General features: G+C 56.4%; 24 protein-coding genes and 1 tRNA gene. 8 read left to right on the top strand and 17 right to left on the bottom strand.

Annotated elements, in window-relative coordinates; genetic code table 11:
* Positions 1–432 precede the first annotated feature (432 nt).
* From H9X81_RS00880 to H9X81_RS00890, 3 genes are all read right to left on the bottom strand, one after another.
* A tRNA-Ser gene (locus H9X81_RS00880) sits at positions 433–524 on the bottom strand.
* Between the two features lie 99 nt (positions 525–623).
* Positions 624–2,009: an NADPH-dependent glutamate synthase gene (gene gltA / locus H9X81_RS00885; protein ID WP_204719247.1), complete on the bottom strand. Its 1,386-nt coding sequence runs from the start codon at positions 2,007–2,009 to the stop codon at positions 624–626.
* Positions 2,010–2,031: 22 nt separating this feature from the next.
* Complete coding sequence (locus tag H9X81_RS00890) at positions 2,032–2,889, bottom strand: sulfide/dihydroorotate dehydrogenase-like FAD/NAD-binding protein (RefSeq protein WP_177502990.1); 858 nt, start codon at positions 2,887–2,889, stop codon at positions 2,032–2,034.
* Positions 2,890–3,408: 519 nt separating this feature from the next.
* Between H9X81_RS00890 and H9X81_RS00895 the strand changes: the two genes are divergently transcribed.
* Together H9X81_RS00895 and H9X81_RS00900 are read left to right on the top strand one after the other, a co-directional pair.
* Positions 3,409–3,855 carry a winged helix-turn-helix transcriptional regulator gene (locus H9X81_RS00895; protein ID WP_204719248.1) on the top strand — a complete coding sequence of 149 codons (447 nt, stop codon included), beginning with the start codon at positions 3,409–3,411 and terminating at the stop codon, positions 3,853–3,855.
* A gap of 30 nt (positions 3,856–3,885) precedes the next feature.
* A complete protein-coding gene (locus H9X81_RS00900) occupies positions 3,886–4,452 on the top strand; it encodes a GNAT family N-acetyltransferase (RefSeq protein ID WP_204719249.1) in 567 nt (188 codons plus the stop codon).
* A gap of 51 nt (positions 4,453–4,503) precedes the next feature.
* Here H9X81_RS00900 and H9X81_RS00905 read toward each other — a convergent pair whose 3' ends face one another.
* Together H9X81_RS00905 and H9X81_RS00910 are read right to left on the bottom strand one after the other, a co-directional pair.
* On the bottom strand, positions 4,504–6,429 hold the full coding sequence (locus H9X81_RS00905; RefSeq protein WP_204719250.1) for a hypothetical protein: 1,926 nt from the start codon (positions 6,427–6,429) through the stop codon (positions 4,504–4,506).
* 6 nt (positions 6,430–6,435) lie between these two features.
* Positions 6,436–8,598, bottom strand: a complete 2,163-nt coding sequence (locus H9X81_RS00910) for an efflux RND transporter permease subunit (protein WP_204719251.1) — start codon at positions 8,596–8,598, stop codon at positions 6,436–6,438.
* 54 nt (positions 8,599–8,652) lie between these two features.
* On the opposite strand from H9X81_RS00910, the gene H9X81_RS00915 reads away from it, so the two are divergent.
* On the top strand, positions 8,653–9,267 hold the full coding sequence (locus tag H9X81_RS00915; RefSeq protein ID WP_204719252.1) for a TetR/AcrR family transcriptional regulator: 615 nt from the start codon (positions 8,653–8,655) through the stop codon (positions 9,265–9,267).
* Between the two features lie 240 nt (positions 9,268–9,507).
* Here H9X81_RS00915 and H9X81_RS00920 read toward each other — a convergent pair whose 3' ends face one another.
* Positions 9,508–10,149 carry a hypothetical protein gene (locus H9X81_RS00920; protein ID WP_204719253.1) on the bottom strand — a complete coding sequence of 214 codons (642 nt, stop codon included), beginning with the start codon at positions 10,147–10,149 and terminating at the stop codon, positions 9,508–9,510.
* A gap of 179 nt (positions 10,150–10,328) precedes the next feature.
* Here H9X81_RS00920 and H9X81_RS00925 point away from each other — a divergent pair, with 179 nt between their 5' ends.
* The 5 genes from H9X81_RS00925 to H9X81_RS00945 all read left to right on the top strand — a co-directional run bounded on the left by H9X81_RS00925 (position 10,329) and on the right by H9X81_RS00945 (position 14,850).
* A complete protein-coding gene (locus tag H9X81_RS00925) occupies positions 10,329–11,639 on the top strand; it encodes a MurT ligase domain-containing protein (RefSeq protein WP_204719254.1) in 1,311 nt (436 codons plus the stop codon).
* A complete protein-coding gene (locus tag H9X81_RS00930) occupies positions 11,639–12,355 on the top strand; it encodes a glutamine amidotransferase (protein WP_204719255.1) in 717 nt (238 codons plus the stop codon). Before H9X81_RS00925 ends, H9X81_RS00930 begins: the two co-directional genes overlap by 1 nt.
* A 173-nt stretch (positions 12,356–12,528) precedes the next feature.
* On the top strand, positions 12,529–13,239 hold the full coding sequence (locus H9X81_RS00935) for a M48 family metallopeptidase (protein ID WP_204719256.1): 711 nt from the start codon (positions 12,529–12,531) through the stop codon (positions 13,237–13,239).
* Positions 13,236–14,498, top strand: coding sequence for a DUF1576 domain-containing protein (locus H9X81_RS00940; protein WP_204719257.1), 1,263 nt, complete (start codon positions 13,236–13,238; stop codon positions 14,496–14,498). The genes H9X81_RS00935 and H9X81_RS00940 overlap by 4 nt, the downstream gene beginning before the upstream one ends.
* A gap of 4 nt (positions 14,499–14,502) precedes the next feature.
* Positions 14,503–14,850 carry a hypothetical protein gene (locus H9X81_RS00945; protein WP_204719258.1) on the top strand — a complete coding sequence of 116 codons (348 nt, stop codon included), beginning with the start codon at positions 14,503–14,505 and terminating at the stop codon, positions 14,848–14,850.
* 36 nt (positions 14,851–14,886) lie between these two features.
* Here the strand turns inward: H9X81_RS00945 and H9X81_RS00950 are convergent, their stop codons facing one another.
* From H9X81_RS00950 to rsxC, 11 genes are all read right to left on the bottom strand, one after another.
* Entirely contained in the window at positions 14,887–15,348 is a 462-nt protein-coding gene (locus H9X81_RS00950) for an S-ribosylhomocysteine lyase (protein WP_204719259.1), read from the bottom strand.
* A 214-nt stretch (positions 15,349–15,562) separates the two neighbouring features.
* Complete coding sequence (locus H9X81_RS00955; protein ID WP_204719260.1) at positions 15,563–16,255, bottom strand: L-2-amino-thiazoline-4-carboxylic acid hydrolase; 693 nt, start codon at positions 16,253–16,255, stop codon at positions 15,563–15,565.
* Positions 16,256–16,297: 42 nt separating this feature from the next.
* Positions 16,298–17,005 carry a hypothetical protein gene (locus tag H9X81_RS00960; RefSeq protein WP_204719261.1) on the bottom strand — a complete coding sequence of 236 codons (708 nt, stop codon included), beginning with the start codon at positions 17,003–17,005 and terminating at the stop codon, positions 16,298–16,300.
* Positions 17,006–17,077: 72 nt separating this feature from the next.
* Positions 17,078–17,776: a DUF5058 family protein gene (locus H9X81_RS00965; RefSeq protein WP_204719262.1), complete on the bottom strand. Its 699-nt coding sequence runs from the start codon at positions 17,774–17,776 to the stop codon at positions 17,078–17,080.
* Between the two features lie 99 nt (positions 17,777–17,875).
* Positions 17,876–18,559 carry a helix-turn-helix transcriptional regulator gene (locus tag H9X81_RS00970; RefSeq protein WP_177503005.1) on the bottom strand — a complete coding sequence of 228 codons (684 nt, stop codon included), beginning with the start codon at positions 18,557–18,559 and terminating at the stop codon, positions 17,876–17,878.
* Positions 18,560–18,955: 396 nt separating this feature from the next.
* Entirely contained in the window at positions 18,956–19,789 is an 834-nt protein-coding gene (locus tag H9X81_RS00975; RefSeq protein WP_177503006.1) for an RnfABCDGE type electron transport complex subunit B, read from the bottom strand.
* Between the two features lie 25 nt (positions 19,790–19,814).
* Positions 19,815–20,405, bottom strand: coding sequence for an electron transport complex protein RnfA (locus H9X81_RS00980; RefSeq protein WP_204719263.1), 591 nt, complete (start codon positions 20,403–20,405; stop codon positions 19,815–19,817).
* A gap of 3 nt (positions 20,406–20,408) precedes the next feature.
* Complete coding sequence (rsxE, locus tag H9X81_RS00985; protein ID WP_177503008.1) at positions 20,409–21,086, bottom strand: electron transport complex subunit RsxE; 678 nt, start codon at positions 21,084–21,086, stop codon at positions 20,409–20,411.
* Between the two features lie 6 nt (positions 21,087–21,092).
* Positions 21,093–22,280 carry an FMN-binding protein gene (locus H9X81_RS00990; RefSeq protein WP_204719264.1) on the bottom strand — a complete coding sequence of 396 codons (1,188 nt, stop codon included), beginning with the start codon at positions 22,278–22,280 and terminating at the stop codon, positions 21,093–21,095.
* Complete coding sequence (locus tag H9X81_RS00995; protein ID WP_177503015.1) at positions 22,277–23,221, bottom strand: RnfABCDGE type electron transport complex subunit D; 945 nt, start codon at positions 23,219–23,221, stop codon at positions 22,277–22,279. Before H9X81_RS00995 ends, H9X81_RS00990 begins: the two co-directional genes overlap by 4 nt.
* An 11-nt stretch (positions 23,222–23,232) precedes the next feature.
* Entirely contained in the window at positions 23,233–24,549 is a 1,317-nt protein-coding gene (rsxC, locus tag H9X81_RS01000; protein ID WP_345941511.1) for an electron transport complex subunit RsxC, read from the bottom strand.
* Between the last annotated feature and the right edge of the window lie 91 nt (positions 24,550–24,640).

Consider the following 24,640-nt stretch of genomic DNA (forward strand, 5'->3'; position numbering starts at 1 on the left):
GGAGGCTTGCTCCGGTTTCCCGGTCACAGCAGGACTGCCAGCAGAGCGGCAAAGATTCCGGCTGTCCCCAAAACATAGAACAGACACCCCGGCAGACATCCGCCCCGATATGGCCCGACCATTCTGCGCGGCGGAGGCGGAGGCGGTCTGCGAAATCCCATTCCCATGGGACGGCCCGGTCCGAACCCCGGTCTGCCTGGCCCGAATCCCGGACCTCTGCCTGGGCCTCTCATCGGACCGCCCGGTCTTCCTGGTCCTGGCATATTACCCCTCCTTCCATTTCCGATTTCTCTATCAGTGTAGCAGAAATTTGTATGGATGTTGCGAAAAATCCAAAACCATTCTGTTGTACTTTTATGAAGAAACTGTCAACACCTCTGTGTAACCAGTTCCGGATAAAACAAAAAAGACACCCGATTGGGTGTCTTTTTCTGGCGGAAAGAGGGGGATTCGAACCCCCGGTGGAGTTTAAGTCCACACACGATTTCCAATCGTGCGCTTTAGACCAGCTCAGCCATCTTTCCATAGCGAACCTCTGTCCGACAAGTCATAATTATACCGGAACATTTCCAAAATGTCAAGCATCAATTTACAATTTCCCGGAAAAATTCGCATTTTTATTTTTACTTCTGCGAGAGGTACTCGTGAATGGAAGCTGCCGCTGTTTTGCCTGCCCCCATGGCAAGGATTACAGTGGCCGCACCGGTCACTGCATCTCCGCCGGCATAGACTCCGGCCTTCTCTGTCGCCATGGTGGCCTCATTGGCAATGATGCAGCCCCGGCGGTTCACAGTAATGCCCGGAGTGGTGCGGTGCAGCAGCGGATTGGGCGAAGTTCCCAGCGCCATGATGACAGTATCCGCTTCAATGAGGAACTCACTGCCCGCTACCGGCTCAGGACGGCGGCGTCCGCTGGCATCAGGCTCTCCCAGCTGCATCTCGATGCACTCCACAGCCCGCACATTGCCATTGCCGTCATCCAGAATGCGCACCGGGTTGCAGAGCAGCCGGAACTGTACTTTCTCTTCCTTCGCGTGGTGGATCTCCTCCCGGCGGGCAGGCATCTCCTCCTCCGACCGGCGGTAGACCACGGTCACCTCGGCGCCCAGACGCTTGGCACACCGGGCGGCGTCCATGGCTACATTGCCGCCGCCCACTACAATGGTGCTGCGGCTGCGGCGGATGGGAGTATCATAGCCCTCCCGGTACGCCTTCATCAGGTTCACCCGGGTGAGGTACTCATTGGCGGAGTAGACTCCGCTGAGCGCCTCGCCCTCAATGCCCATAAAGGAGGGCAGACCGGCGCCGGAGCCGATGAACACCGCCTCATAGCCCTCGTCCATGAGTTCATCCACCGATTCCACCCGACCGATGACCATATTGGTGCGGATCTCCACACCCAGCTTCTGAAGGCCTTCCACCTCCTTGGCGACAATGTACTTGGGCAGACGGAATTCCGGAATACCATAGCTCAGTACGCCGCCGGGAGTATGCAGTGCCTCAAAGATGGTGACGCCATAGCCCAGCTTGGCAAGCTCTCCGGCACAGGTAAGTCCCGCCGGACCAGCGCCAATCACCGCCACACGATGCCCGTTGAAGACCGGAGGCACTTCCTCACCGGTGAGGTTTTCCCGGGCCCAGTCCGCCACGAACCGCTCCAGCCGTCCGATTGCCACCGGTTCTCCCTTGATGCCCCGGACACACCGGCTCTCGCACTGGCTTTCCTGGGGGCAGACACGACCGCACACAGCCGGCAGGGCGTTGGTCTGGCGGATCACCCGATAGGCGCCGGCAAAGTCCCCCTCTGCCACCCGGGCGATGAAGTCCGGGATCTGCACCGATACCGGACAGCCCTCCACACAGGGACGGTGTTTGCAGCCCAGGCAGCGGGCAGCTTCTTCCATTGCCATCTCCGGGGTATAGCCCAGTGCCACTTCCTCAAAGTTCTTATTTCTTACAAGGGGGTCCTGTACCGGCATTTCCACCTTGTACTGCGACATATTCTTCATCTTCTCTTCCCTCCTGTTGCGGTCAGCGGCGGATCAGCTCATCTGCCAGACGCTGCATCCGGCAGTCCAGACAGCGGTTCTCCTCCTGTTCCTGCTCCCGATAGATGCCGTTGCGCTTCATCAGCTCATCGAAATCCACCTGATGCCCGTCGAAATCGGGGCCATCCACGCAGGCAAACTTCACCTGACCGCCCACTGTGACCCGACAGCCGCCGCACATACCAGTGCCATCGATCATAATGGGATTGAGGCTGACAATGGTGCGCACGCCCCATTCCTTGGTGAGGAGGGAGACAAACTTCATCATCGGCACCGGGCCGATGGCAAAGACGGCGTCATACTGTTCGCCCTGTTCCAGGAGCTCCCGGAGCTGATCGGTGACAAAGCCCTTCCGACCAGCGGAGCCATCATCGGTGCAGAGGAAGAACCGGCTGGAAGCCGCCTCCATCTCCTCCCGGATGATAACCAGATCCTCGCTGCGGAATCCGGCGATCATATCCACTTCTGCCCCGGCCTGATACAGCGCCTTGGCAGTGGGATAGGCAATGGCACAGCCCACGCCGCCGCCGATGACTGCGGCCTTCTTGATGCCGTCCAGATCGGTGGCGGCACCCAGCGGACCCACAAAGTCCAGGATGCTGTCCCCGGCATTCATGCTGCCCAGCAGGTTGGTGGAAAGGCCCACTTTCTGAAAGATGATGGTGACTGTGCCGGCTTCGGGGTCAGTATCGGCAATGGTGAGCGGCACCCGCTCGCCATACTCGTCAATGCGGAAAATGATGAACTGTCCCGGTCTGGCTTTCTTGGCAATGAGCGGGGCCTCGATCTTCATCAGGGTCACCTGCTCGTTGAGATCTTTTTTATATGCGATCCGATACATGGAATCTGCTTCCTTTCTCTCCGGCGGACCGGAATCGTTTCTTATGAATCTGCGGCCCGCCGGCATGCGGCAGAGCCTGGATAAGGCTATGAAGTTTATTATACCATATCTTTCAAACCACTGCAAAGCGGCAGATCCCTGAATCGCCCCTTCCCGCACCGGAATCCTGTGGGGCATAATAGCTTATTGCCCTCTTCCCCATCGCCCGCACAGCAGACGGAACAGACAGTCAATCCTACCATTCTTCCTTGCTTCATGGTATAATAGCCGCAGGGCGGCTATTATGTTTTATTTTTCTGGCCGGACGATGCGCAGGCTCTGCCTGCTCCCGTCCCAATGGTCAATTATACCATTCCGCTGTCGCTTCATGGTATAATAGCCGCAGGGCGGCTATTATACTTATTTTTATAACCGGACGATCCGCAGGCTCTGCCTGCTCCCGTCCCAATGGTCAATTATACCATTCCGCTGTCGCTTCATGGTATAATACTACTGCCAGAGGAATGGAGGCTGAATGCCATGTATGTGAAAAAGAATATGACCCTGCTGCGGTGCCCCATTGAAAAGGGACTGGATATGCTGGGCGGAAAGTGGAAGAGCCGGATTCTGTGTGTCCTGGCCCAGCGCGGCCCCATCCGGTACGGACAGTTCAAGCAGGAGATGACCAATGTGACCGACACCGCCTTATCAGGGGCCCTGAAAGAGCTGATCCGGGATGGTCTGGTGGACCGGAAGCAATACAACGAAGTCCCGCTGCGGGTGGAATATGAACTGACCCCTATGGTCTGGCAGCGGTGCGGCTGCTGCGTCAGATTGCGGATTGAGCAGATGGGTCCATTCCCACCGGGCTCTCCCGGGGTGAAATGCCCCTCTGTCTGGGCTGTGATTTCAACGACTAAAAAATTTTTGAGTTGCTCAACTTTTCCGGAAACATCTTGTCAGCTATGCTATGCTAAGTTACTATAATATTGATAGTAATGGAAAGGAGCATTTATTATGAAAAAGCTGACAAATCTTATGATCCGTGACTGTACTTCCCAGGGCAGTGAAATCTGTCATGAGCTGGCTGACGCCCTGTACCAACACCAGGCTGCCATGGCAAAAGACCCGCTGCACAAGGAGACCCTGGGCAATATGCGCTATGAAAACCGCCTCAAGCCCAGCTTTGATAGCGCAGATGAAAAGCAGCTGCTGGTGGCTTTTGATGGAGAAAAACCGGTAGGGTATATCTTCACTGCCGCTGAGGAAGTAACTGAAGAAAGCCGGCGTCAGCTCCCGCCATGGGGCGAGGGGGCTGGTTTTTATCCAGACTGGCTGAAGAGCCCAGTACGGGTCGGCGATCTTGGAAATCTTTATATCCTGCCCGAATACCGGGGAATTGGCCTGGGGGAGGCCCTGACCGCCAAAGGTATGGAGTGGCTGCGCGCTCTCCCCGGCGCCCGCTACCTGTTTGTCTATGTATCAGAGGGCAACAATGCCGCCACCTTTTACGCTCGCTATGGCTTCAAGTTCAGCCATGATGTACTGGGCGGCATCATCAAGGCCTACTATCAGGAAATCTGACCTTTCCCATACAGCAAAAAAGAGGACACAGGCTTGTGTCCTCTTTTTTATTTAATCAAACAGTCCGGTGATGGAATCCCAGATGGTCTGGAACACATCTCCCAGGCGCTGGAGGAAGGTGCGGTTATCGCCGCTCTCATCTACCTCCTCTGCCAGCGTGTCCGGCTTGGTGATGGCTTCGGTGCGCAGGATCACCTGTACACTCTCCGGCTCCGGGTTGCGGGTGGAGGTGAAGGAAGGCTTCCGGGCTGAGGGGTCCATATCCAGGATTCCCAGCTCGTCGTCCAGCTTCTGCCAGTTCTTGTCCAGAAGATCCGAGATCACCTGCTCATTGGCCTTGATGTTCTGGGTCTTCTGCAGTGCCGCTGTGAGATTTTCCAGCAGGTGGGCTGTCCCCGACAGTGTGGAACGCATACCGCTGTTAAGATTCTCGTAGCTGTCCGAAAGCACATTGTCGATCTTGCCCATGGTCACTTCCAGCTTGCTTACAGTCCGGGCGGTGTTGTCCAGCACCATCACCAGCTCATTTTCGATGAGGCTGGCATCTCCCGAGAGATCCAGATCTCCCAGGTCAGCGGGAGAGGCATAGGCTGCAATGGAGTCCAGGTTGTCCTGGCTGGCAGCCAGCTCCTCGTTGATCTGATCCTCCAGGTCGGACAGCGCCCCCATCAGGGCATTGATGCTCTCGGTTTCGATGCTGCCGGCTTCCGCACCCTGATCCAGCTCCTGAAGCAGGGCATGCAGGTCGTCAGTCTGGACCGAAAGGCCGTCCAGATCCAGTCCCTGAAGCTGGCTCAGCAGTTCACTGAGCTTTACCAGCAGTTCCCCCAGCTTCTGCTGGGCTGCTGCCTTTTCCTCCGGAGAGGCATTAGGGTTATTGAGGATTGCCAGGCACTCCTTGATTCCGGCACTGAGCTGATGGAACTGTTCCAGCAGCTGTCCGATCTGCTCCAGCGACCCCAGCATGCCGTCTATGGCATCTTCCAGCTGACCGACCCCGTCCAGAATGGAGCTGTCGTCCATGGCCTCTGCCAGGTCGTAGAGATGGTTCTTGAGGTTCTTCATGGCATAGCGGGTGCTGTCCACACTGTCCTCAATGCTGGTGTGCTGCTGGTCCACTTCGTCCCAGGCCTTTTCCAGATCCCGCAGACCCTCGGCTGCCTGGGCGGTTCCCGCTGTCATGGAGGTCATGATGTCCAGTGTATCCTGGAGCATACTGTCGATGGCGTCACCGGCGGCCTTGATGTCGTCCTTGTCCTTGCCGATCTCCGCCAGATCATCGGCCTGGCTGAGGGTCACCGGCATGCCGGCAAAAATCAGTCCCGGGAAGGTGAAATCATCACTGCCGATCTCAAAATGGAAGTGCTCCTCCTGTCCCGGGAAGGCCATGAACACCGCCATCTGATAACTGCCCAGCGTCTGGAGCTGCGCCCCCTCGGCCCGGAAGCTCTTGACATCGCCCAGATCCACGCCGGTGCCGCAGAACAGCACAAAGTTGTTCTTATAGTACTCATCTGCCAGCGGGTCGGGGGTCACAGTGACATCGATCTCCACCAGTCCCGACTTCCCCGCCAGATCCTCTGCCTTGCAGGGGACACCGTCCAGCATGTAGCTCACATCAATGTCCCATGGCAGGCCCAGAAAGTCGTCCTTGGGCTGTACCTCAAAATAGAACCGCCCGCTGTCCGGGTCGGACAGGGTCCAGGTTACGCCCTCATCGGTCAGCTGCGGCTGATCGGTGGTGGAGAGGTTGGACACCGTTTCGTACCGCCCATAGTCGGTGAACTCAGTGCTGCCATTGAGGCGCACACTCTTTACAATGCTCAGGTCGCTCCGGCTCCCGTAGTAGTCCAGGGTGATATAGGCGGTTTCGTCCACTGTTACTTCCGGTTCCCCAGCCAGTGCCGGAGTCACCGAGGAAGTCAGGATCGTTCCAGCCAGCAGAATTGCCAGCCCTTTTTTCAGTTTGTTCTTCATATCCGTTCACTCCTCGCTTCCGGCAGGCAGCCGGCTGCTTCGTTTGATGCGTTCTTCTTCAATGCGTTTCTGCAGGCGTTCGCTCCGTGCCTCAAACCGCTGCTGATCCTTGAAGATCTGCTTATCCACCAGTGTCAGCAGAAGCGGCAGGAAGCCCAGCACCAGAATCATGCTGAAAATCGCGCCCCGTCCGATGAGGTGGCCCATATCGCCGATGGCGGAAATACTCGATACAAAGTAGAGGGCATAGCCCACCAGAGTCAGCACGCCGCCCGAGGTGAGAATCGAAACACAGCTTCGGGAAATGGCGGCAATGGCAGCCTCCTTTTTATCCTCGATCCGGCGGCGCAGCTCCAGATAGTTGTTGGTCAGCAGGATGGAGTAGTCCACTGTGGCGCCCAGCTGCATACTGCTCACCATCAGGTAGCCCATGAAGGTGAGTTCCTCGCCCCGGAGATAGGGCACCGCCATATTGAGGAAGATGGCAATCTCGATGGGGACAATAACCGTCAGCGCCATGGCGCCCGACCGGAAGGTGACATAGACCACCAGTACCACGCCCAGAATGGAGATGCCGTTGACAATGCCGTAGTCGCTGGAGATGATCTCCTTCATATCCTGGGTGGCAGGTGTGGTGCCCACAAAGTAGCTCTCGTCATAGTATTTGTCGGCGATTTCCCGGACCGCATCGGTGCACTGGAAGGCATAGTCGCTTTCACTCTCGGTGCGCAGGGTGGTGATGATCCGGCTGTATCCGTCGTTGTGGAGCTGGCTGGTGAGATCCTCCGGCAGGAAGCTCTCCGGCACTCCCTCGGGCAGCATGCCGTCCAGGGAGGTCACCGAGCGGACAAAGGGCTGCTGTTCCAGCTCCTCGGTAAAGGCCCGTTCCACTGCCGGGTCGGACTGGGGCACCAGCACCAGCAGCATATTGCTCTTGCCGAACCGCTCCTCCATGAGCTGGAGGTCCTCATAGCTCTGGGTGCCTTCGCTGCACCCCACAGCCGAGGTGCCGTATTTGAAGTCAATCATATTCTGTGCCACATAGGCCGGGACGATCACCAGCAGCACTGCCACTGCCAGCACCTTGCGCCCCCGGAACAGCTTCCGGGCGAATCCATCCATGGACGGCACAAAGGAGCGGTGCTGGGTCTTGCGGATGCGGTCCTGGAAGCGCAGGATCAGGGCAGGCATGAGGATCAGCACCGTTGCCAGGCTGCACACAATGCCCTTGGCGAGCACAAAGCCCAGGTCCCGGCCGATGGTAAAGCGCATCAGAGCCAGCGCCACAAAGCCCACGATGGTGGTGACGCCGCTGGACACGATGGAATCCACCGCCTGATGAAGCGCTGCCGCCATGGCCTCCTCATCGGAGAGCCCCTTCTGTTTCTGGGCAGTGAAGCTGTGCAGCAGGAAGATGGAGTAATCCATCGCCACTGCCAGCTGAATGACCGCCGCGATACCATGGGAAAGGAAGGAGATCTTTCCGAAGATGATATTGGTGCCCATGTTGAGGATAATGGCGAGGCCCATGGTGAGCAGGAACAGCACCGGCTCAAACCAGGAGGTGGTTGTGATCGCCAGCACCGCAAAGATCACCACAACACCGGCTGCCATGATCATCGGCATCTCCCGGGAGATACTCTCCTCCAGGGTTTTGTTTTCGATGGCGGGGCCGCTGTAATGGCCCTTCTCCTCCAGCAGTTCCTTCATGGAATCGATGGCTTCATAGGTGCGGGGGTCCGAATCCCCATAGGTGAAGATCACATCCATAATGGCGCTGTTGTCCTTGTAGTAGTCGGAGATGTCCCCCACAGTGAGGAAGGATTCCGGCAGATAGGCATTGCCGCCCGGCAGCCAGCTCACGCTGTCCACCCCTTCGATCTCCGAAAGCTGGCGCTGATAGGCACCGGCCTGTGCCATGGTGACATCATCGATCATCACCCGGGCAGTACCCGGATAACCGAAGCTCTCCTCCATGCGGTTGATGCCCTGCATGGTGGGCGCCCAGTCGGGCAGATATTCGGTGAGGTCATAGTTGATGGGGATAAAGAAATTCGCTACAATAGAGAGGAGCACCAGCACCGCAAAGACTTTTTCCACCATACGGCGCCGGTGAATGACCACATCAATAATGCGGTCTACAAAGGTATTTTCTGTCTTTTGGGACATAACAGAACAGTCCCCTTTCCGATCATTGAGACTCATACAGAGGGAGGCAACAGCATGCAGACCAGTCTGACGGTCCACAGCCGGCAGCAGCGCCGGGAACGGACCCATGCCCGGATCAAAAGTTCCCTGCTTCAGCTGATGAGTGAAAAGTCCTTTGAGGATATCACTGTCACTGAACTGGCACAGGAAACCGGCATCAACCGCAAGACCTTTTACAGCCATTTTGAAGGGATGGATGCCGTCCTCGCAGAAGTGGAGGACGATTTTGTCGGGCAGATCTTCGGCCTGTGGCTCACCGGACAGCCTGCCCGGAATCCACAGATCCTGAAGGATTTTTTCCGGATGCTGGGCAATGAGCTGATTCTCAACCAACAGAATATGCGGCTTTTGATCCTGTCAGGAGAACATAACCGTCTCCTCATCAAAATCAAAGACCGCATCATTCAGCTGCTGATTCAGAGCCTGGACCAGGCCGAGCCGGTGTTTGACCGGGAACAGTTCCTCTATGCCGCGGAATTCATCAGCGGCGGCATGATGGCTGTGCTGGAGCAATGGGCTGCCAATCCCCGGGAGGATTCCCTGGTTGTGATCACAGAACTGATCCAGCGCAACGCGGAACACATCGGGGAGCTTTTGTACCTGTCATCTCCTCTGTACTTGGAATCATAATCGTCCGGCAGCAAAAATACAAGGGTCAGCTTTTTCGAAAAGTGTTGCTTTAGGTTACAAGTTGTTCACAAATATAGAAATCCCCGGTTTTCCGCTTGGAAGAACCGGGGATTTTGGCTTGATGATGCGGTTTTGCAGAGAAAGCCCATCCACATTCATTCAATAAAAGTTTACAATTTTATCAATAGGATTTTGGGCATGATCCTGATAATTGACTCAGAAATACACAGAATCCGCCCGTTATGTTGCCTGACCTGCCAGCCGGATCAGCCCCATGAGCACCAGAAGTGCCGCCCCGAGGGAATCGGGTGTTACGGAGGCCTTCCGCCGCAGCAGATGCCCGGAGCACTGTCCGGCTACCACCGCCAGCAGACTGCACAGCACTGCCACCGGCACAGCGGCCCAGGCCGTTTCCAGACCCGGACCCGCCCCCAGACCGGTGGCAATGCCGTCCACCGACAGCACCGCTGCCAGCAAAGCTGCCTCCCGGACGGTGAGATCGCCGGAGCGGTCCGCGTCGGCCCGGGTGGGATCGGCATAGACCGACAGCATAAACCGCAGGTCCCATGCCGAGAATGTATAGGGGCCCTGTTCTGCCAGCCGGGCAGCCAGGCTCCGCAGCCAGCTCCCCGCCAGCTTGCCGGCGCCCAGCAGGATCAGCAGCACAGCACCGGCGATCTGCGCCGCAGCGCCCAGGGCTCCCAGCCGGCTCCCCGCCAGCACCGACAGGCCCAGCAGGCCGCCGCTGACCAGTCCCAGGGTCCAGACCGACCGGGGCGGTATATGGATGCCGGCGGCACTGTATGCCAGCACAGCCGAAAAGCTGTCCATGGAGGCCGCCGCGGAAATCCCAAACAGGATCAGAAGTGATTGAAGTTCCAAAGGATCGTTGTCCCTCCTTTCCGGATGCGGGATATTCCATACTATTGTCAAACGGTCGGTTTGGTGCGCAAAGACCGGGCTTTCGGCTTGCAATCCGCTCTGGTTGGGGATATAATAAAAAAGTTGTCTGACCCTGGAAACTGCAACTGAAAACTGTTTTGAAAAGGAAGTGAAACAGCGTGAGATTTGCTCTTGCCGTAATTTTGGGACGGCTGGTGCGGTTTGCCGGTAAATTCATCGGACGCTCCACCACCCTGCCCGGGCGTATTGCCCTCCGACTGGACCACGCGTTCCTGAAGAAGATGAAGTTTGATGGAAAGGTCATCGCTGTGACCGGTTCCAACGGAAAAACCACCACCCAGAACCTGGTAGCCCATATCCTCCGGGAGAATGGCTATACCGTCATCAACAACACCGAGGGCTCCAATCTGGCTGCCGGTGTTGCCACCACCCTGCTGGAACACTGTACCCTGGGCGGTCGGGTCCGCAGCGACTTCGTGGTGCTGGAAGTGGACGAACGCTTTACCCCCATTGTCTTTTCCCAGATCCCGCTGGATGTGTTCCTGGTGAACAATCTGCTCCGGGATCAGGTGGTGCGCAACGGCAACCCGGATATTATCCTGGCTAAGATCTCTGAAGCCGTGCCCCATGCCCGCCGTCTGGTGCTCAATGCCGATGACCCCATCTCCCAGCAGCTGGGCGACGGACGCAGCGACAATGTCACCTTCGGCATGGCACGCACTTCCCGTTCCACCGATACCTGCCTGCACCTCACCCATGACGCCAAGGTCTGCCCCCGGTGCTTCGGCAAGATGGAATATGATTTCTTTCACTACAACCACATCGGCAGCTTCCACTGCCCCACCTGCGGCTATCATACCCCCACTCCGGACTATCTGTCCGATCAGGTGGACTTTGAAACCGGGGACTTCACCATCAACGGCCTGCCTGCCCATGTGAACTACCCCACTCCCTTCCACTTTATGAACACCACCGCCGCCGTGGCAGTCTGCTGTACAGCCGGCCTGCCGCTGGAAAAGGCCATTGCCGCTGCCGGTACCTTTGAGGTCAGCCGGGAACGGTATGATGAGTTCAATGTGGACGGACGCAAGGCCATTCTGATGCTCACCAAGCAGAACCCTGTTTCGCTGGATCAGAACATCGCCTATGTGCTCACCAAGGAGAACCCCAAGACTGTGGCACTCTATGTCAACAATGTCATCTACACCGATGACAAGGATATTTCCTGGCTCTATGATGTGGCCTTCGAACGGCTGGTGGGTCAGGTGGACTGGGTGGTCTGCTCGGGCAGCCGGGCCTATGATCTGGCAGTCCGGCTGGAACTGGCTGGCTTTGACCGGGACCACATGATCATTGAGGACGACAACTCCAAGCTCCGGGAGGCCATGAAGCGCAGTGAGGGCACCATCTGGGTGCTGGCTGCTTCGGCCTTCGGCGATGAGGACGGTATTCTGGAGGTGCTGCGGTAATGAAGGAACTGAAAATCCTGCATCTGTACAGCGATCTGCTGGATCTGTACGGCGACTATACCAATGTGACAGCGGTGCGCCGGGCTGCGGCACAGCTGGGCTATGAGTCGGCTGTCACCGAGGTGCAGCTGGGCGAACCCATCGACCCGGCGGGCTATGATTTCATCTACATCGGGCACGGCAAGGCCAGGAATCTGGCGGCGGCAGCTCCCCACTTCCGGCAGTACGCGGATGCCATCACTGCGGCGGTGGAAAACGGCACCGTGTTCCTGGTCACCGGCAATGCCCGGTTCCTGTTCGGCGGCAGCTTCCAGACCCCGGACGGTGAGGAAACCGGCATCGGGCTTTTCCCCTACCACGGCACTGAAACCGGCAAGGTGTTTACCGGCGATGTGGTATCCCGTCCGGTATTTGATGAGTCGGTGCGCTGCTATGGCTTTGTCAACCGCACTTCCCACCTCACCGGGGAAAATCCGTATCCGCTCTTCAAGGTGCTGCGCGGCCCCGGCGACGGCGAAACCCCGAACGGCACCGAAGGCACCCTCTACCGGAACTTCTTCGGCACCTGGCAGATGGGCCCGGTACTGGTGCGCAATCCCGCCCTGCTGCGGGAGGTACTCCATCGCATCACCGGGGAGGACTGCTCCGGGCTGGATCTCAGCCTGCAGGAGCGTGCGCTGGAGATCACCCTGGCAGAATTCGGCGACCTGCAGTAACCCGTACAATACAGCAAAGGACAGATGCCCAGCACCGGCGTCTGTCCTTTTTATTTTAGGCCGTGCCGGGAAAAACCAAAATTTCTCCCCGGATTTTTTGTTAAAACCTGAGGACAAAGGGCAGACTTTCTGGTATACTGAAATGGTATATCATCAGCGGAAGGAGCGGGAGCATGAAGCGCTGTGCCGGCGGAATTGAATATGAGCTGACCCGCAAGGCTGTGAAAAAACTCAACCTGCGGCTGCGTCCCGACGGCAGCGTGACGGTGTCCATTCCCAAGCGGGTCACGCTGGCGGAGGCCGACCGCTTTGTGGAGCAGAATGCCGACCGCATCCGTCAGGCCCGGCAGCGGCTGGACTGCCGTCCGGAATACCTGCAGATCCCCGCGGAGTACCAGGACGGCGACCGGTTCTGGCTGTTCGGCGTTCCGTACCGGCTGCGGCTGGGAGCGACCGGGGAGATCACACTCCGGGACGGGGAACTCTCTCTGCCCTTTCCGGCACCCCTCTCCTCCCGGGACCCCCGGCTCACCCGATGGCTGAACCGTCAGCTGGAACCGGTGCTCCGGGAGATGATCGCCGGTCTTGTGCCCCGGCTGACGGAATTCTGTCCCCACCGTCCGGGTGAGCTCCGGCTGCGGCTGATGACCTCCCGCTGGGGAAGCTGCAATCCCCGCACCGGGGAACTGCATTTCAGCACCCGGCTGGCGCATCTGCCGCCCGAAGCCATCGAGGGTGTGGCAGCCCATGAACTGGCCCATCTGGCAGTGCCCAACCACTCCGCCGCCTTCTATGCGGCGACAGAACGCCTTCTCCCCGACTATCCCCGCCGGCAGGCGATGCTCCGTCCGCCGGTTCACCCCACACCAAAGGAGCCCGCATGAAACATTTTGAACACCCCCTCAAACACAAACCCTCAGAGCTGCTCTGGCGCATGATGCTGGCATTTTCTGTCTTTTTGTTCGTCTGCGGACTGGTGCTCTCCCCCTGGGACACCCTGCTGCCCGGTCTGGCGGCGATCCACCGCTCGCCGGATGTGCTCATCTCCGACTACTTTGTCATCGGCGGCATGGGCGCTACCATGCTCAATGCCGGACTGGTGACCCTGGCTTCCCTGCTGCTCACCCGCCGGCTGGGACTCACTTACAGCGGTCTGAGCGTGGCTGCCATTCTCATCATGGGCGGATTTGCGCTGTTCGGCAAAAATCTGGTGAACTGCCTGCCCATCCTGTTCGGCAACTGGCTCTTCGCCCGCTATCAGGAGGAAAAGTGGAACAAGTATATCGTCATCGGGCTGTTCTCCACCTGTCTGGCGCCCTTTGTGTCCTTCCTCTATAATGCCCTGAGTACCGCCCTGTGGCTGCGGGTTGCTGCTGCGGCTGGAATCGGCGTGGTCATCGGCTTTGTGGTGCCTGCGCTGGCGCCGCATACCGCCTCCTTCCACATGGGTTACAACCTCTTCAATGTGGGCTTTGCCGCCGGATTTGTGGCCATTGCGCTGATGTCGGTGCTCCGGGGCTTCCAGCTGGACAGCGGCAGCGTGATGATCTGGCAGAAGGGCTTCCCGCCGCTGCTCACCGGGCTCTGCCTGGGCGCCCTGGTGCTGCTGTTTGTCTGGGGCTGGCTCCTCTCCGACCGGGAACTGCGCCGGCTCGGACGCATCACCCGCCACTCGGGCCGGGCTGTGGCAGACTTCGTCTTTATGGACGGCGTCGGCCCGACCTTTATGAACATGGCAGTCATGGGACTGCTGGCAATCGGCTGGCTCTGGCTGGTGGGCGGCGACCTCAACGGCCCTACCCTGGGCGGCGTCATCACCATCATGGGCTTTGCCGCCTTTGGTATGCACCCGAAAAACTGCGCCCCTATTGTTGCCGGAATCTGGGCCGCTACCCTGCTGCTCCGCTACCAGCCCGCTGACCCCTCCATCCAGCTGGCAGCCCTCTTCGGCATGGGACTGGCTCCCATCGCCGGACAGTTCGGCGTGGTGTGGGGAATCATCGCCGGAATGCTCCACTGTGCCATTGTCACCACCGTGGGGTCGGTATATGGCGGGCTCAACCTCTACAACAACGGATTTACTGCCGGACTGGTGGCACTGACCCTGGTGCCGCTGATCCAGAGTTTCAAAAAGGAGGCATGATTTCATGCGTCAGGATAAAAAGCGTATACTGCGGATCACCGAAGAACTGGTGAACTTTCTCTTTACAGCCGGAGCCACCGATGTCCGTACCCGCATCCGGCGGGAACCGGAGCGGTATCTGCTCACCATCGAGTCGGACTTTTTCACCGACAAACGGGGAGAACTGGAAGAACTCTCGGAATACTTCGGGCGCACCGGACAATACGGCGCGGCGGAGGAATACTGGGAACTGATCGGCGACCAGCCCGGTTCCGGATCGGAGCTGATGCTCATCGGCATGATGGTCTCCTCGGCTCAGATCGAGCTGGCGGAAACCTCGGTCCGGCTGGAACTGGAAATCCGCCTGGCATAACAAAAGCGCCTGTCCCCGAGGGGACAGGCGCTTTTTTCATTCGTGGTCGTAATCCAGCCAGGCTGCCGGATATCCCTCAATGGTGGTGAGGTACTCTGCGGCCTGCTGCTTGGCGCCCTCCAGGCTCAGATCCCGGTAGTTGCCGCACTCCTTGGCGCTGGCACCGGGGATCTCCCCTTCACAGGCGGCGATGAACCGGAAGGCATCGATCACCAGATCCACCAGCGGCTGACCGGTGAGGTCCCGGGTGATGAGATAGAATCCGGTGCGGCAGCCCATGGGCCCGAAGTAGATGATCTGGTCCTTGAAGCGGCTGCTGCGCAGCCAGGTGGCGCCGATGTGCTCAATGGCGTGCATGGCATCGGTTGCCAGCACATCGCCGGTATTGGGCTTCTTCATGCGCAGGTCAAAGGTATAGCAGTCCCCGTCCACCCGGGAGGTATAGATGCCCCGGTCGAGTTTGTTGTGGTCCACAGTAAAGCTTGCGATCTTTTCCATATACATATCACTCTTTCTCTTTGCAGAATAGTGTTATTCTATCATGGATCTGATCCAAAATCCACCGTCTCTGACACTCCTGCCAGCCGCAAAGTCTCCAGTTTTCCGCATGAACAAGCCATTTTTCGCACATACCTGCCCAAGGCAGATAAAAAACGCATTCATATCCATAACCGGAATGAATGCGTTTTTACCTCATAGATTCAGGCAGGCATCAGTCTGCTACATTGAAGTTGGTGTACTTGTAGGAAGCCAGCTTGTCAGCCATTTCCTTGCCGTAGGTCTCCTCAAAGTCCTTCATCACCTTGGCGTTGATCTGCTCGCCCTCGGCGCCGAAGATCGCAGCTACCACTTCGCTGTATGCCCAGTAGGAATGTCCGCAGTGATAGTCGAAGCCCTTGAGGTATTCGGTCTTCTTGGGATGCTTCTCGCCTACCTCAAAGTTGACATCCTTGATGATATGGGTGCAGAAGCCGCTCTTGTGCAGAGTGTCCGGCACCAGGTAGGTCAGATAGGGATTGAAGCCGCGGCAGATGGAGTTATCCAGATGAGCACAGTATACATGACCGGCATCGGGCAGGCCCATCTCCTTGAACTGGGTGTACCACGGGCACATGGTGATATGGATGCGGTAATCCGGGGCCCAGGATTCGATGGTGGACTTGTTGGCACAGCCCTCGTCAATGATTTCCTGTGTATTCACCCACTCGCCGTACTCCAGATAGTTGGCATAGGTCAGTTCCTTGCCGTCCCGGATGGCACGCTGGGCCATACGGCGTCCACGCTGCTCGGCATAGTACTGAGTGCCGTGGATAAAGGCACGCTCGCCGCGCTCGCCAAAGGCTTCGGTGAGATAGACATAGAACTTGGCAGCAATAAACGCATGAACCTTTTCATTGAATCCCATAGTAACATACCTCTCTTTTGATAGTTTTGTCAGACAGTTCGTTTATGCTTTGGGCTTGGCAGCTGCTTTTCCATGCAGAGCCTTTGCCACAACCACACCAATGATAACGCAGGACAGGATCGGAGCATAGCCGCCGCCGAAAGGCAGAACCTTGAAGACGCCCAGGGTGCTGAGATAACGGATGATCAGGGCGCAGGGCAGCAGGACGAAGGCCGATTTATAGTCCATCATGATACGCTGCATGCACATCGCACCGAACAGGGCGGGCAGCAGGTAGTTGAGTGCCGCGACAATGGAATCGGGCAGCAGGCTGAGGATAAAGTTGCCAGCCAGGGCAACCAGGGTCATGACAGCCAGGCTGATGAAGATGGAAACCGAAATGGCGATGGCAGAGATGATGGTGCCATGTTCAGTACCGGCTTCCACATCGGTGGCGGAGAGAGCCGCAGTTGCCGCAGGGGCACGGATCTCCTTGGAGTTACCGGCGATATAGGTCATATACATGCCGGGGATGTGCAGAATGGGATAGAGTGTGATGGGGTCCACCACATACCAGGCTACCATCGAGGAGAACAGTGCGATAAAACCAGTAATCACACCGCCCACCGACGGCACAGCCTGATAGAAGATATACAGGGCAATTGCCGGGATAAAGATCAGCGGAATGGAAAGCCAGCAGGTGAGCTTTCCCCATTTGATGATGTAAGGCATATATTCCTTATGGAATACATCACGTTCCATGTCAGTCATACTTGATTACCCCCTGAATGCGGCACAACAGCGGTGCCGGGATCGGTTTTTTCATTGAATGAGCTGTATGGCTTACAGCATGATGAACTGTTCCGATACAGTGGCGCAGATCATACCGAAGATCATGCAGATGGTCAGTCCCCATTCCTTGAGCCACTGTTTGTTGGCTTTTTTGTTGTAGCTCTGGATCAGGAACATCAGTGCTGCCGAGGACAGTACCGCAAAGCCCTGGTTCTTGAAGGGATACAGACGGTCCATGGTGAGCGAGGCATATACACCGATCAGAGCGCCGGTGCCCAGGATGGGAACCAGCAGCTCATTGCCGCCGCTCATGACTGCATTGACCTTCTCCATCTTATCAGAGAAGAGTGCCGCAAAGACAACCCAGCCGATACAGCCGGCAGTCATAACAATGGAGGCGGTGGACAGATAGCTGGCATCCATGGCAGCGGTACCCAGTTCAATGCCCATACCCTCTGCGGCGAAGTTGGCGCCCTGGAGCTCATAGGATACCGAACCGATGAAGTCCACACGCAGCCACGCCAGCGGCGCGCCCACATAGAGCATCAGGGAAAGCATAGCGGTCAGCATTACAAAACACGGACCAACGGAGGTTACAGTCGCACTGCGGATGGCAGCCTTGACCTGTTTCTCGGTGAGGCCTACCCGCAGAGCATCTTTTTTACTGCGCCGGAAGAAGAGATATGCCTGGAACAACACGATCAATACTCCCGGTGCACAGGCCAGCCACATGATAATACTGTTGGCCATGCTGCTGTATTCTTGTGTCATAAACTCCCCTACTTTCTGCTTTGGTAAAAATTCTGTCTATTTCACCCGGCGGATCCGTTCCGGGCTGAAACCATGGATTTACTGCAGGCCGTTTTTCCCGCCGGCCCGGTTGATTTTGGAGAGATACCGGTAGATGGTCGCCTCGGAGGTCTGGAGCCGTCCGGCTACCAATGCTACCGCGCCTTTGAACAGAAAAACTCCCTTGCCGTCCAGCTTTTCCACAATGGCGATCTTCTCGTCCTGGGAAAGGCGGTCCACCGGCACGGTGGCCTCGGACAGCACCTGATTGCAGATGCCATAGACCACCTCTTCCATATTGTCCGGGAATTTTTCGGTGTCGCTTTTGAAGTATTTTTCACTTTCCGCCTGATCCGGCAGGGAAGCAATGCCCAGCTGTTCGGTCAGGCTGTCCACCAGCTTCTGGCTGTTGGTGTAGTCGTAGTTGATGCAGAGCATTCCGATGGGCTCCCCCTCCTGGTTCTTGATGAACCGGGCAAAGCAGAGCAGCTGATTGCTCTTCTTGGAGTATCCCCGGTAGCGGATCATCTCCGGATTATCCTTCCATGCCCCGGAGCGGATCAGCCGCAGTCCGTTCTCATTCATGGGAGAACCGATCCTGCGCCCGCTGACATGTCCGTTTGCCACCGCAATCACCGAGTGATCCATGTTGCTCAGATCATGCAGGATGATCTCATAATCCTGGCCCAGCACCTTTCCAAGGAACCCGACCAATTCACAATATTCTTTCATGATAGGTTCCATGCCTGCCTCCTGTAATAAATTTTTATTGCGATGAGAATTTCTGTTTCATTTACCTGCCTTTATTATAATACAGGTCTATGCAATAATAAAGATTTATATTAGTAATAAAAAATTTTCATTTAATTCCCACAATAAACCATCTGAAAAATTTGTCGAAATCCCGCTGGATTTTTCCGGCTGTGCTGTCCTCTCCCATGGGGCATCGTCCGAATGCCAAAACCCTGCCCCGGCTTTTTGTCAAAATTACTCCTGGCATTCTGCACAGTCCATATCAGCGCCTGTCAGCCGTGCGCCGCCGGATAACGCCCTTTTCCCGCCTCTGCCCCGGCTGAGAATGCCGCATCAAACAAAAAAAGCACACGGACAAGCCGTGTGCTTTTTCAGACAGATATGCAATTAGTCGTGTGCTGCGGTGTTGGCAGGATTGCCGTCGCAGTACATTACATTGCGGATTGCACCGGTGGGGCACTGGCTCATGCACAGGCCGCAGTTGGTGCACTTCTCCGGATCGATGGAGGCAACATTGTTGTTGACAGTGATCGCGCCGGAAGGGCAGCTCTTCTCACACTTGCGGCAGGCAATACAGCCTACGCTGCAGGCCTGACGGGTTACAGCACCCTTGGCCTTGGAAGAGCAGCTTACATAGATCTGGCTGGTCTCGGGGATCATGGTGATCAGACCCTTGGGGCAGGCTCTGGCACATGCACCGCAGGCGATGCAGTTCTCAGGATCTACCACAGCCACACCGTCCACAATGTGGATGGCGTCATACTGACAGGCAGCTACACAGTCACCAAAACCGATGCAGCCGAAGTTGCAGGTACCGCGGCCGCCGAACATGGTGTTGCAGGCAGCGCAGGTCTGGGGTCCTTCGTAATCAATGGCATACTTGGTGTTCTGGCAGGTACCATTGCAGTGTACTACCGCATGCTTGGGAGTAGCAGCTTCAAAGGATACACCCATGATCTCACTGATCTTCTGGGCAACCGCTGCACCGCCGACCGGGCAGAGGTTGGTGGGAAGATCCGGATTGGCGATCAGGTTTGCGGCATAGTCGTCACAACCGGCAAAGCCGCAGCCGCCGCAGTTTGCACCGGGCAGGCACTCACGGATCTTGGTGGCCCGCTCATCTACTTCCACCGCAAAGAACTTGGAAGCAGCAGCCAGGATCACACCAGCCAGCAGACCAATACCGCCTACCAGCATTACAGGAAATGTATAAATACCCATGGTTCCAAACTCCTCTCTACCAAAATCACATGAACAGGCCGTCAACTACACCGGAAAATCCGATGAACGAAGCAGATACCAGCGAAGCGGCAAGCAGAGTGATGGGCAGGCCCTGGAAATACTTGGGAGCGTCGATGTTCTCCAGACGGGTACGGACACCGGCAAACAGTACCATTGCCAGCATGAAGCCCAGACCAGCACCCAGAGAGTTCACCATCGACTCTACGAAGTTGTAGTTCTCAGTGATGTTCAGTACGGTTACACCCAGAACAGCACAGTTGGTGGTGATCAGCGGCAGATATACGCCCAGTGCCTTGTACAGAGCAGGAACATACTTCTTGAGGATGGTCTCTACCAGCTGTACCAGCGCGGCGATAACCAGAATGAATACGATAGTCTGCAGGTAGGCCAGACCATTGGGCTCCAGCAGCATATCATAGATGGGCCAGGTAGCGGCGGTTGCCATCAGCATTACAAAGATAACAGCAGCGCTCATGCCCACCGCGGAATCCAGTTTCTTGGATACGCCCAGGAAGGGGCAGATACCCAGGAACTTGGACAGCGGATAGTTGTTAACCAGGATCGCGCTGAACAGAATAATCATCAGTTCTTTCATCAGTTAGCACTCTCCCTTCTCGCAAGCCAGCTTGGACTGACCGCATACCGAAGCAACCGGGCAGTCAGCGCAGCTGAATTCCTTCTTCTTGATGGCCTTGCCCTCGGTAATCTTGTTAACCAGGGCAACCAGGCAGCCAAATACAATAAAGCCGCCGGGAGCCACGCCAAAGATGGCAATGGGAGTGGACAGAACCGATACGCCAAAGATGGAGCCGGAACCAAGCAGTTCACGGATCGAACCCATCATGAACAGGGTCAGTGTGAAGCCCATACCCATGCCCAAGCCGTCCAGGGCCGAGTCGAGAGGGCTGTTCTTACTGGCGAACATCTCAGCACGGCCGAGAATGATGCAGTTTACAACGATCAGGGGCAGGAATACACCCAGAGCGTTATACAGGTCAATGGCATAAGCCTGAACCAGCATCTGTACAACAGTTACCAGACCGGCGATTACTACGATATAGCAGGGAATACGCACCTTGTCCGGAATAACCGACTTGAGCAGCGAAATGAGCAGGTTGGAGAATACCAGTACAGCAGTAGCGGCAACACCCATACCCAGACCATTGATCGCCGAGGTAGTGGTTGCCAGTGTGGGACAGGTACCCAGCACCAGAACCAGGACAGGGTTTTCTTTGATGATACCATTTGTGAGTATCGAAAGCTTATTCTTTTTCACGATCTCTTATGCTCCCTTCTGTGCAGCCAGTGCATTGTTTACGGCCTCAATGAAGGCTGTGGAAGAAACCGTTGCGCCCGAAATGGTGGAAATACCATCGGTGGAAGTCTTGCCTACAAACTGGGAAGTGAAGGCTTCATCACTTACCTTGCTGGCAAAATCATCTGCGCTGTCCACCAGACGGACACTGGTAATGGCACCGGTGGAATCAATGCCTACGGCAACAGTCATGGTGCCGTTGTAGCCCTCAGCAGTACCCTCATATTCCAGAGAAGCATCTGCCAGTGTGGGCAGCATCTCAAAGGCCTCAGTGAAGTTCAGCTTCAGGGCGTCATAGGTGACAGTCGCGCCGGAAATCAGATCCAGTTCATCTGCCGAAGTCTTGCCCACCTGAGCATCCTTCCAGGAAGCACGGGTATACTGTTCGCCGTAATCCTGGGTTTCGCTGGTCTCGGTGAATACCACGCCGGTAATGGCGCCGTTCAGATCGAAACCAATGGCAGTGGTTACATCTCCGGCAAATCCGGCGTTGCTGGTTACAACGATGTAACCCTCATCGCCAGCCTTGTAAGCCTCGCCTTCCACAGCGTACTTCTGGAAGCTGGTCACATTCGGGAACAGCTCAGCCTTTACTTCATCTGTAATCGGATCACGCTGGGTACCGGCTACTTCGACGCCAGCAGCTACACCGTATACCTGGTAAGCATTCTGTACTGCCTTGCTGAAGGCATTGGAAGAAATGGTGGTACCGCTGATGGTTTCAATTCCCTCCAGAGTGGAATCCTTGCCGATATACTGGTCCATGAAGGCATGTTCCGATACCTTGGAACCCAGACCCTGGGTTTCGTTGTTCTCCAGTACCTCGGTACCAGAAATCAGGCCATTGGAATCGATGCCGACCATAACCTTGAGCATACCGCCATAGCCCTTTGCCTGAGCGGTTACTACATAACCTGTACCGTTGTTGGCTTCGTAGATATCTACGCCGCCTTCAGGCATTTCATCCACAGTAACCTGGGTGAAGCTATCTGCCGACGGAAGCACTACTGCACGGGCTGCATCCGCAGCCGCAGCAGCCTGCTGCTCAATAATAGGAGTTGTAACACTTTCAGTGGCAACCAGCGCGCCGGTCACAACAGCTGCAATGACTGTCAGGACCAGAGGCGGCATGGCAAATTCCTTGAACATACTCATTTTGCAACTACACCTCCAAAGGGCTTGGACTTTGTAAGGCTATCAATATGCGGAGCAATTACATTCATCAGCAGGATCGCGAAGGATACACCCTCGGGATAGTTGCCGTATACACGGATCACCATGGTGATCAGACCACAGCCGATACCAAAGATGAGCTTGCCCATATCGGTAACCGGAGAAGTAACATAGTCAGTAGCCATGAAGAAGGCACCCAGAACAGCACCGCCAGCCATCAGATGGAACAGCGGGTCCTGACCAACCAGCAGAGCGAATACTGCGATGGTGCCCAGGAAGGCAACCGGGATAATGGGCTTGATGACACCGCGGACAATCAGGAAGATACCGCCGATGAGCAGAGCCAGGATGCAGGTCTCACCCAGAGAACCGCCGCGCAGACCCAGGAACATATCGGCATAGGAAGGAAGGTCTGCGGTATTGCCCAGAGCATTTACAGCCAGGGGGGTAGCACCCGATACCAGACGGAAGCCGCCCACAGCCTTTTCAGGAATCATCCAGCTGGTCATGGGACCGGAGAAGGAGATCAGCAGGATTACACGACCGGCAATGGCGGGGTTGGCAAAGTTCTGACCGATACCGCCGAACAGGTTCTTGACCATCACGATGGCAAACAGAGAACCAACCACAGCCATCCAGATCGGGAAGGTGGAGGGCAGGTTGAAGGCCAGCAGGATGCCGGTCACAACCGCACTCAGATCCCCGATGGTCTGGGGCTTCTTGCATACGACATTGAACAGGTACTCACCAACCACGCAGGTAATTACACAGGTGGCAATGAGGATCAGCGAGCTGATGCCGAAGATCACAACCGAAGCCACCGCAGCGGGAACCAGAGCAATGATCACATTGAGCATCAGAGAGGAAGTTGTCACCTTATCCTTGATATGAGGAGAAGGAGACACAGTCAGCTTATTTGTAATGGTACTCACCCTTACTTGCTCCTTTCAACAATCATTTTCTTGGCCAGCCGGTTGACCGATACAAGATTTCTCTTGGCCGGGCAGACATAGGCACAGCAGCCGCATTCCATGCACAGGTTTACCTTCAGAGCCTTCAGGGCATCCACATTGCCGGCCTTGTAAGCCTTTTCAATGGCAGCAGGCATCAGGCTGAAGGGACATGCATTCACGCAGCGGGCGCAGCGGATGCAGGGGGTTTCCGGCTTTTCAGCCTCAGCAGTCTTGGCAGCGCTGAATGCCAGGATTGCATTGTTGTTCTTGAGAACAGGATAGTTGATGGTGGGAACTGCAAAGCCCATCATCGGTCCGCCCATGATGATCTTCTTGGGCTCGGTCTTGAAACCGCCGCAGAAGTCGATCACATCGCTGAAGGAAGTACCAATGGCAACTTCCACATTCTTGGGCTCAGCAATGGCATCGCCGTCCACAGTCAGACGCTTGGTGATCAGCGGCATGCCGGTACGCATGTACTTGGCTACAAATGCAATGGAGGAAACATTCATGACAACGCAGCCCACATCGCTGGGGAGCTTGCCCTCAGGAACGATCTTGCCGGTGCACTCGTAGATCAGCACCTTCTCACCGCCCTGGGGATACTGAGCCTTCAGAGCCTTGACCGAAGCGCCTTCGATGTCAGCAACAGCTGCCTGGAGCTTGGCAATAGCCTGGGGCTTGTTGTCCTCAATGCCGATGATGACAGTGGACAGGTTCATGTACTTTTTCACCAGCTTGATACCCTCGACGATGTCGTCGGTATCTTCCAGCATGGCACGGTTGTCAGCGGTGATGTAGGGCTCACACTCAGCGCCATTTACCAGCAGAGTGGTGACCTCATCCAGATTCTTGGGCATCAGCTTGACATGGGTCGGGAAGCCGGCACCGCCCAGGCCCACCAGCCCGGAAGCACGGATTGCCGCGGCAAAGCTCTGAAGGTCAGTAACCTCCGGAACCTTGACCGATTCATCGATCTCCTGCAGTTTGTCGGTGGTGATCTCCACGGCCTTGATGGGATTGCCGTCTGTGCCGATGATCTCGTCGATCTTGGTGACCTTACCGGAAACACTGGAATGGATCGGCGCGCCGATAAAGGCGTCAGTATCGCCGATGATCTGACCTACTTTGACCAGGTCGGTCAGCTTCACGGTGGGAGTACACTCCCGGCCCATGTGCTGCTTCATCGGGATCACTACCTTGTCGGGCACAGGCATCTTGACGGTTTCCATCTCAGCAGTATTCTTGCTGTGCGGGACCTTGACGCCATTCAAAGATTTTGAAAAAAGCTTTGACACGATAGTTTCCTCCTGTTAAAGAAGTTTTTTACCATATTTACCCCTAAAAAACGAACCAGAACCCCCAAATAAATTACCCGGGGGTTTTACT

Source organism: Hydrogenoanaerobacterium saccharovorans (assembly GCF_016901815.1).
In the GTDB taxonomy this organism is placed as follows: domain Bacteria; phylum Bacillota; class Clostridia; order Oscillospirales; family Ruminococcaceae; genus Avimicrobium; species Avimicrobium caecorum.

Coding starts and splice junctions, on each gene's coding strand:
- H9X81_RS00935 (WP_204719256.1), top strand. CDS start 12,529: ATGAAGCGCTGTGCCGGCGGAATTGAATATGAGCTGACCCGCAAGGCT.
- H9X81_RS00955 (WP_204719260.1), bottom strand. CDS start 16,255: ATGGGATTCAATGAAAAGGTTCATGCGTTTATTGCTGCCAAGTTCTAT.
- H9X81_RS00890 (WP_177502990.1), bottom strand. CDS start 2,889: ATGTATCGGATCGCATATAAAAAAGATCTCAACGAGCAGGTGACCCTG.
- H9X81_RS00965 (WP_204719262.1), bottom strand. CDS start 17,776: ATGGCCAACAGTATTATCATGTGGCTGGCCTGTGCACCGGGAGTATTG.
- H9X81_RS00910 (WP_204719251.1), bottom strand. CDS start 8,598: ATGTCCCAAAAGACAGAAAATACCTTTGTAGACCGCATTATTGATGTG.
- H9X81_RS00915 (WP_204719252.1), top strand. CDS start 8,653: ATGCAGACCAGTCTGACGGTCCACAGCCGGCAGCAGCGCCGGGAACGG.
- H9X81_RS00930 (WP_204719255.1), top strand. CDS start 11,639: ATGAAGGAACTGAAAATCCTGCATCTGTACAGCGATCTGCTGGATCTG.
- H9X81_RS00970 (WP_177503005.1), bottom strand. CDS start 18,559: ATGGAACCTATCATGAAAGAATATTGTGAATTGGTCGGGTTCCTTGGA.
- H9X81_RS00895 (WP_204719248.1), top strand. CDS start 3,409: ATGTATGTGAAAAAGAATATGACCCTGCTGCGGTGCCCCATTGAAAAG.
- gltA (WP_204719247.1), bottom strand. CDS start 2,009: ATGAAGAATATGTCGCAGTACAAGGTGGAAATGCCGGTACAGGACCCC.
- H9X81_RS00945 (WP_204719258.1), top strand. CDS start 14,503: ATGCGTCAGGATAAAAAGCGTATACTGCGGATCACCGAAGAACTGGTG.
- H9X81_RS00960 (WP_204719261.1), bottom strand. CDS start 17,005: ATGACTGACATGGAACGTGATGTATTCCATAAGGAATATATGCCTTAC.
- H9X81_RS00950 (WP_204719259.1), bottom strand. CDS start 15,348: ATGGAAAAGATCGCAAGCTTTACTGTGGACCACAACAAACTCGACCGG.
- H9X81_RS00905 (WP_204719250.1), bottom strand. CDS start 6,429: ATGAAGAACAAACTGAAAAAAGGGCTGGCAATTCTGCTGGCTGGAACG.
- H9X81_RS00940 (WP_204719257.1), top strand. CDS start 13,236: ATGAAACATTTTGAACACCCCCTCAAACACAAACCCTCAGAGCTGCTC.
- H9X81_RS00900 (WP_204719249.1), top strand. CDS start 3,886: ATGAAAAAGCTGACAAATCTTATGATCCGTGACTGTACTTCCCAGGGC.
- H9X81_RS00980 (WP_204719263.1), bottom strand. CDS start 20,405: ATGAAAGAACTGATGATTATTCTGTTCAGCGCGATCCTGGTTAACAAC.
- H9X81_RS00990 (WP_204719264.1), bottom strand. CDS start 22,280: ATGAGTATGTTCAAGGAATTTGCCATGCCGCCTCTGGTCCTGACAGTC.
- H9X81_RS00975 (WP_177503006.1), bottom strand. CDS start 19,789: ATGGGTATTTATACATTTCCTGTAATGCTGGTAGGCGGTATTGGTCTG.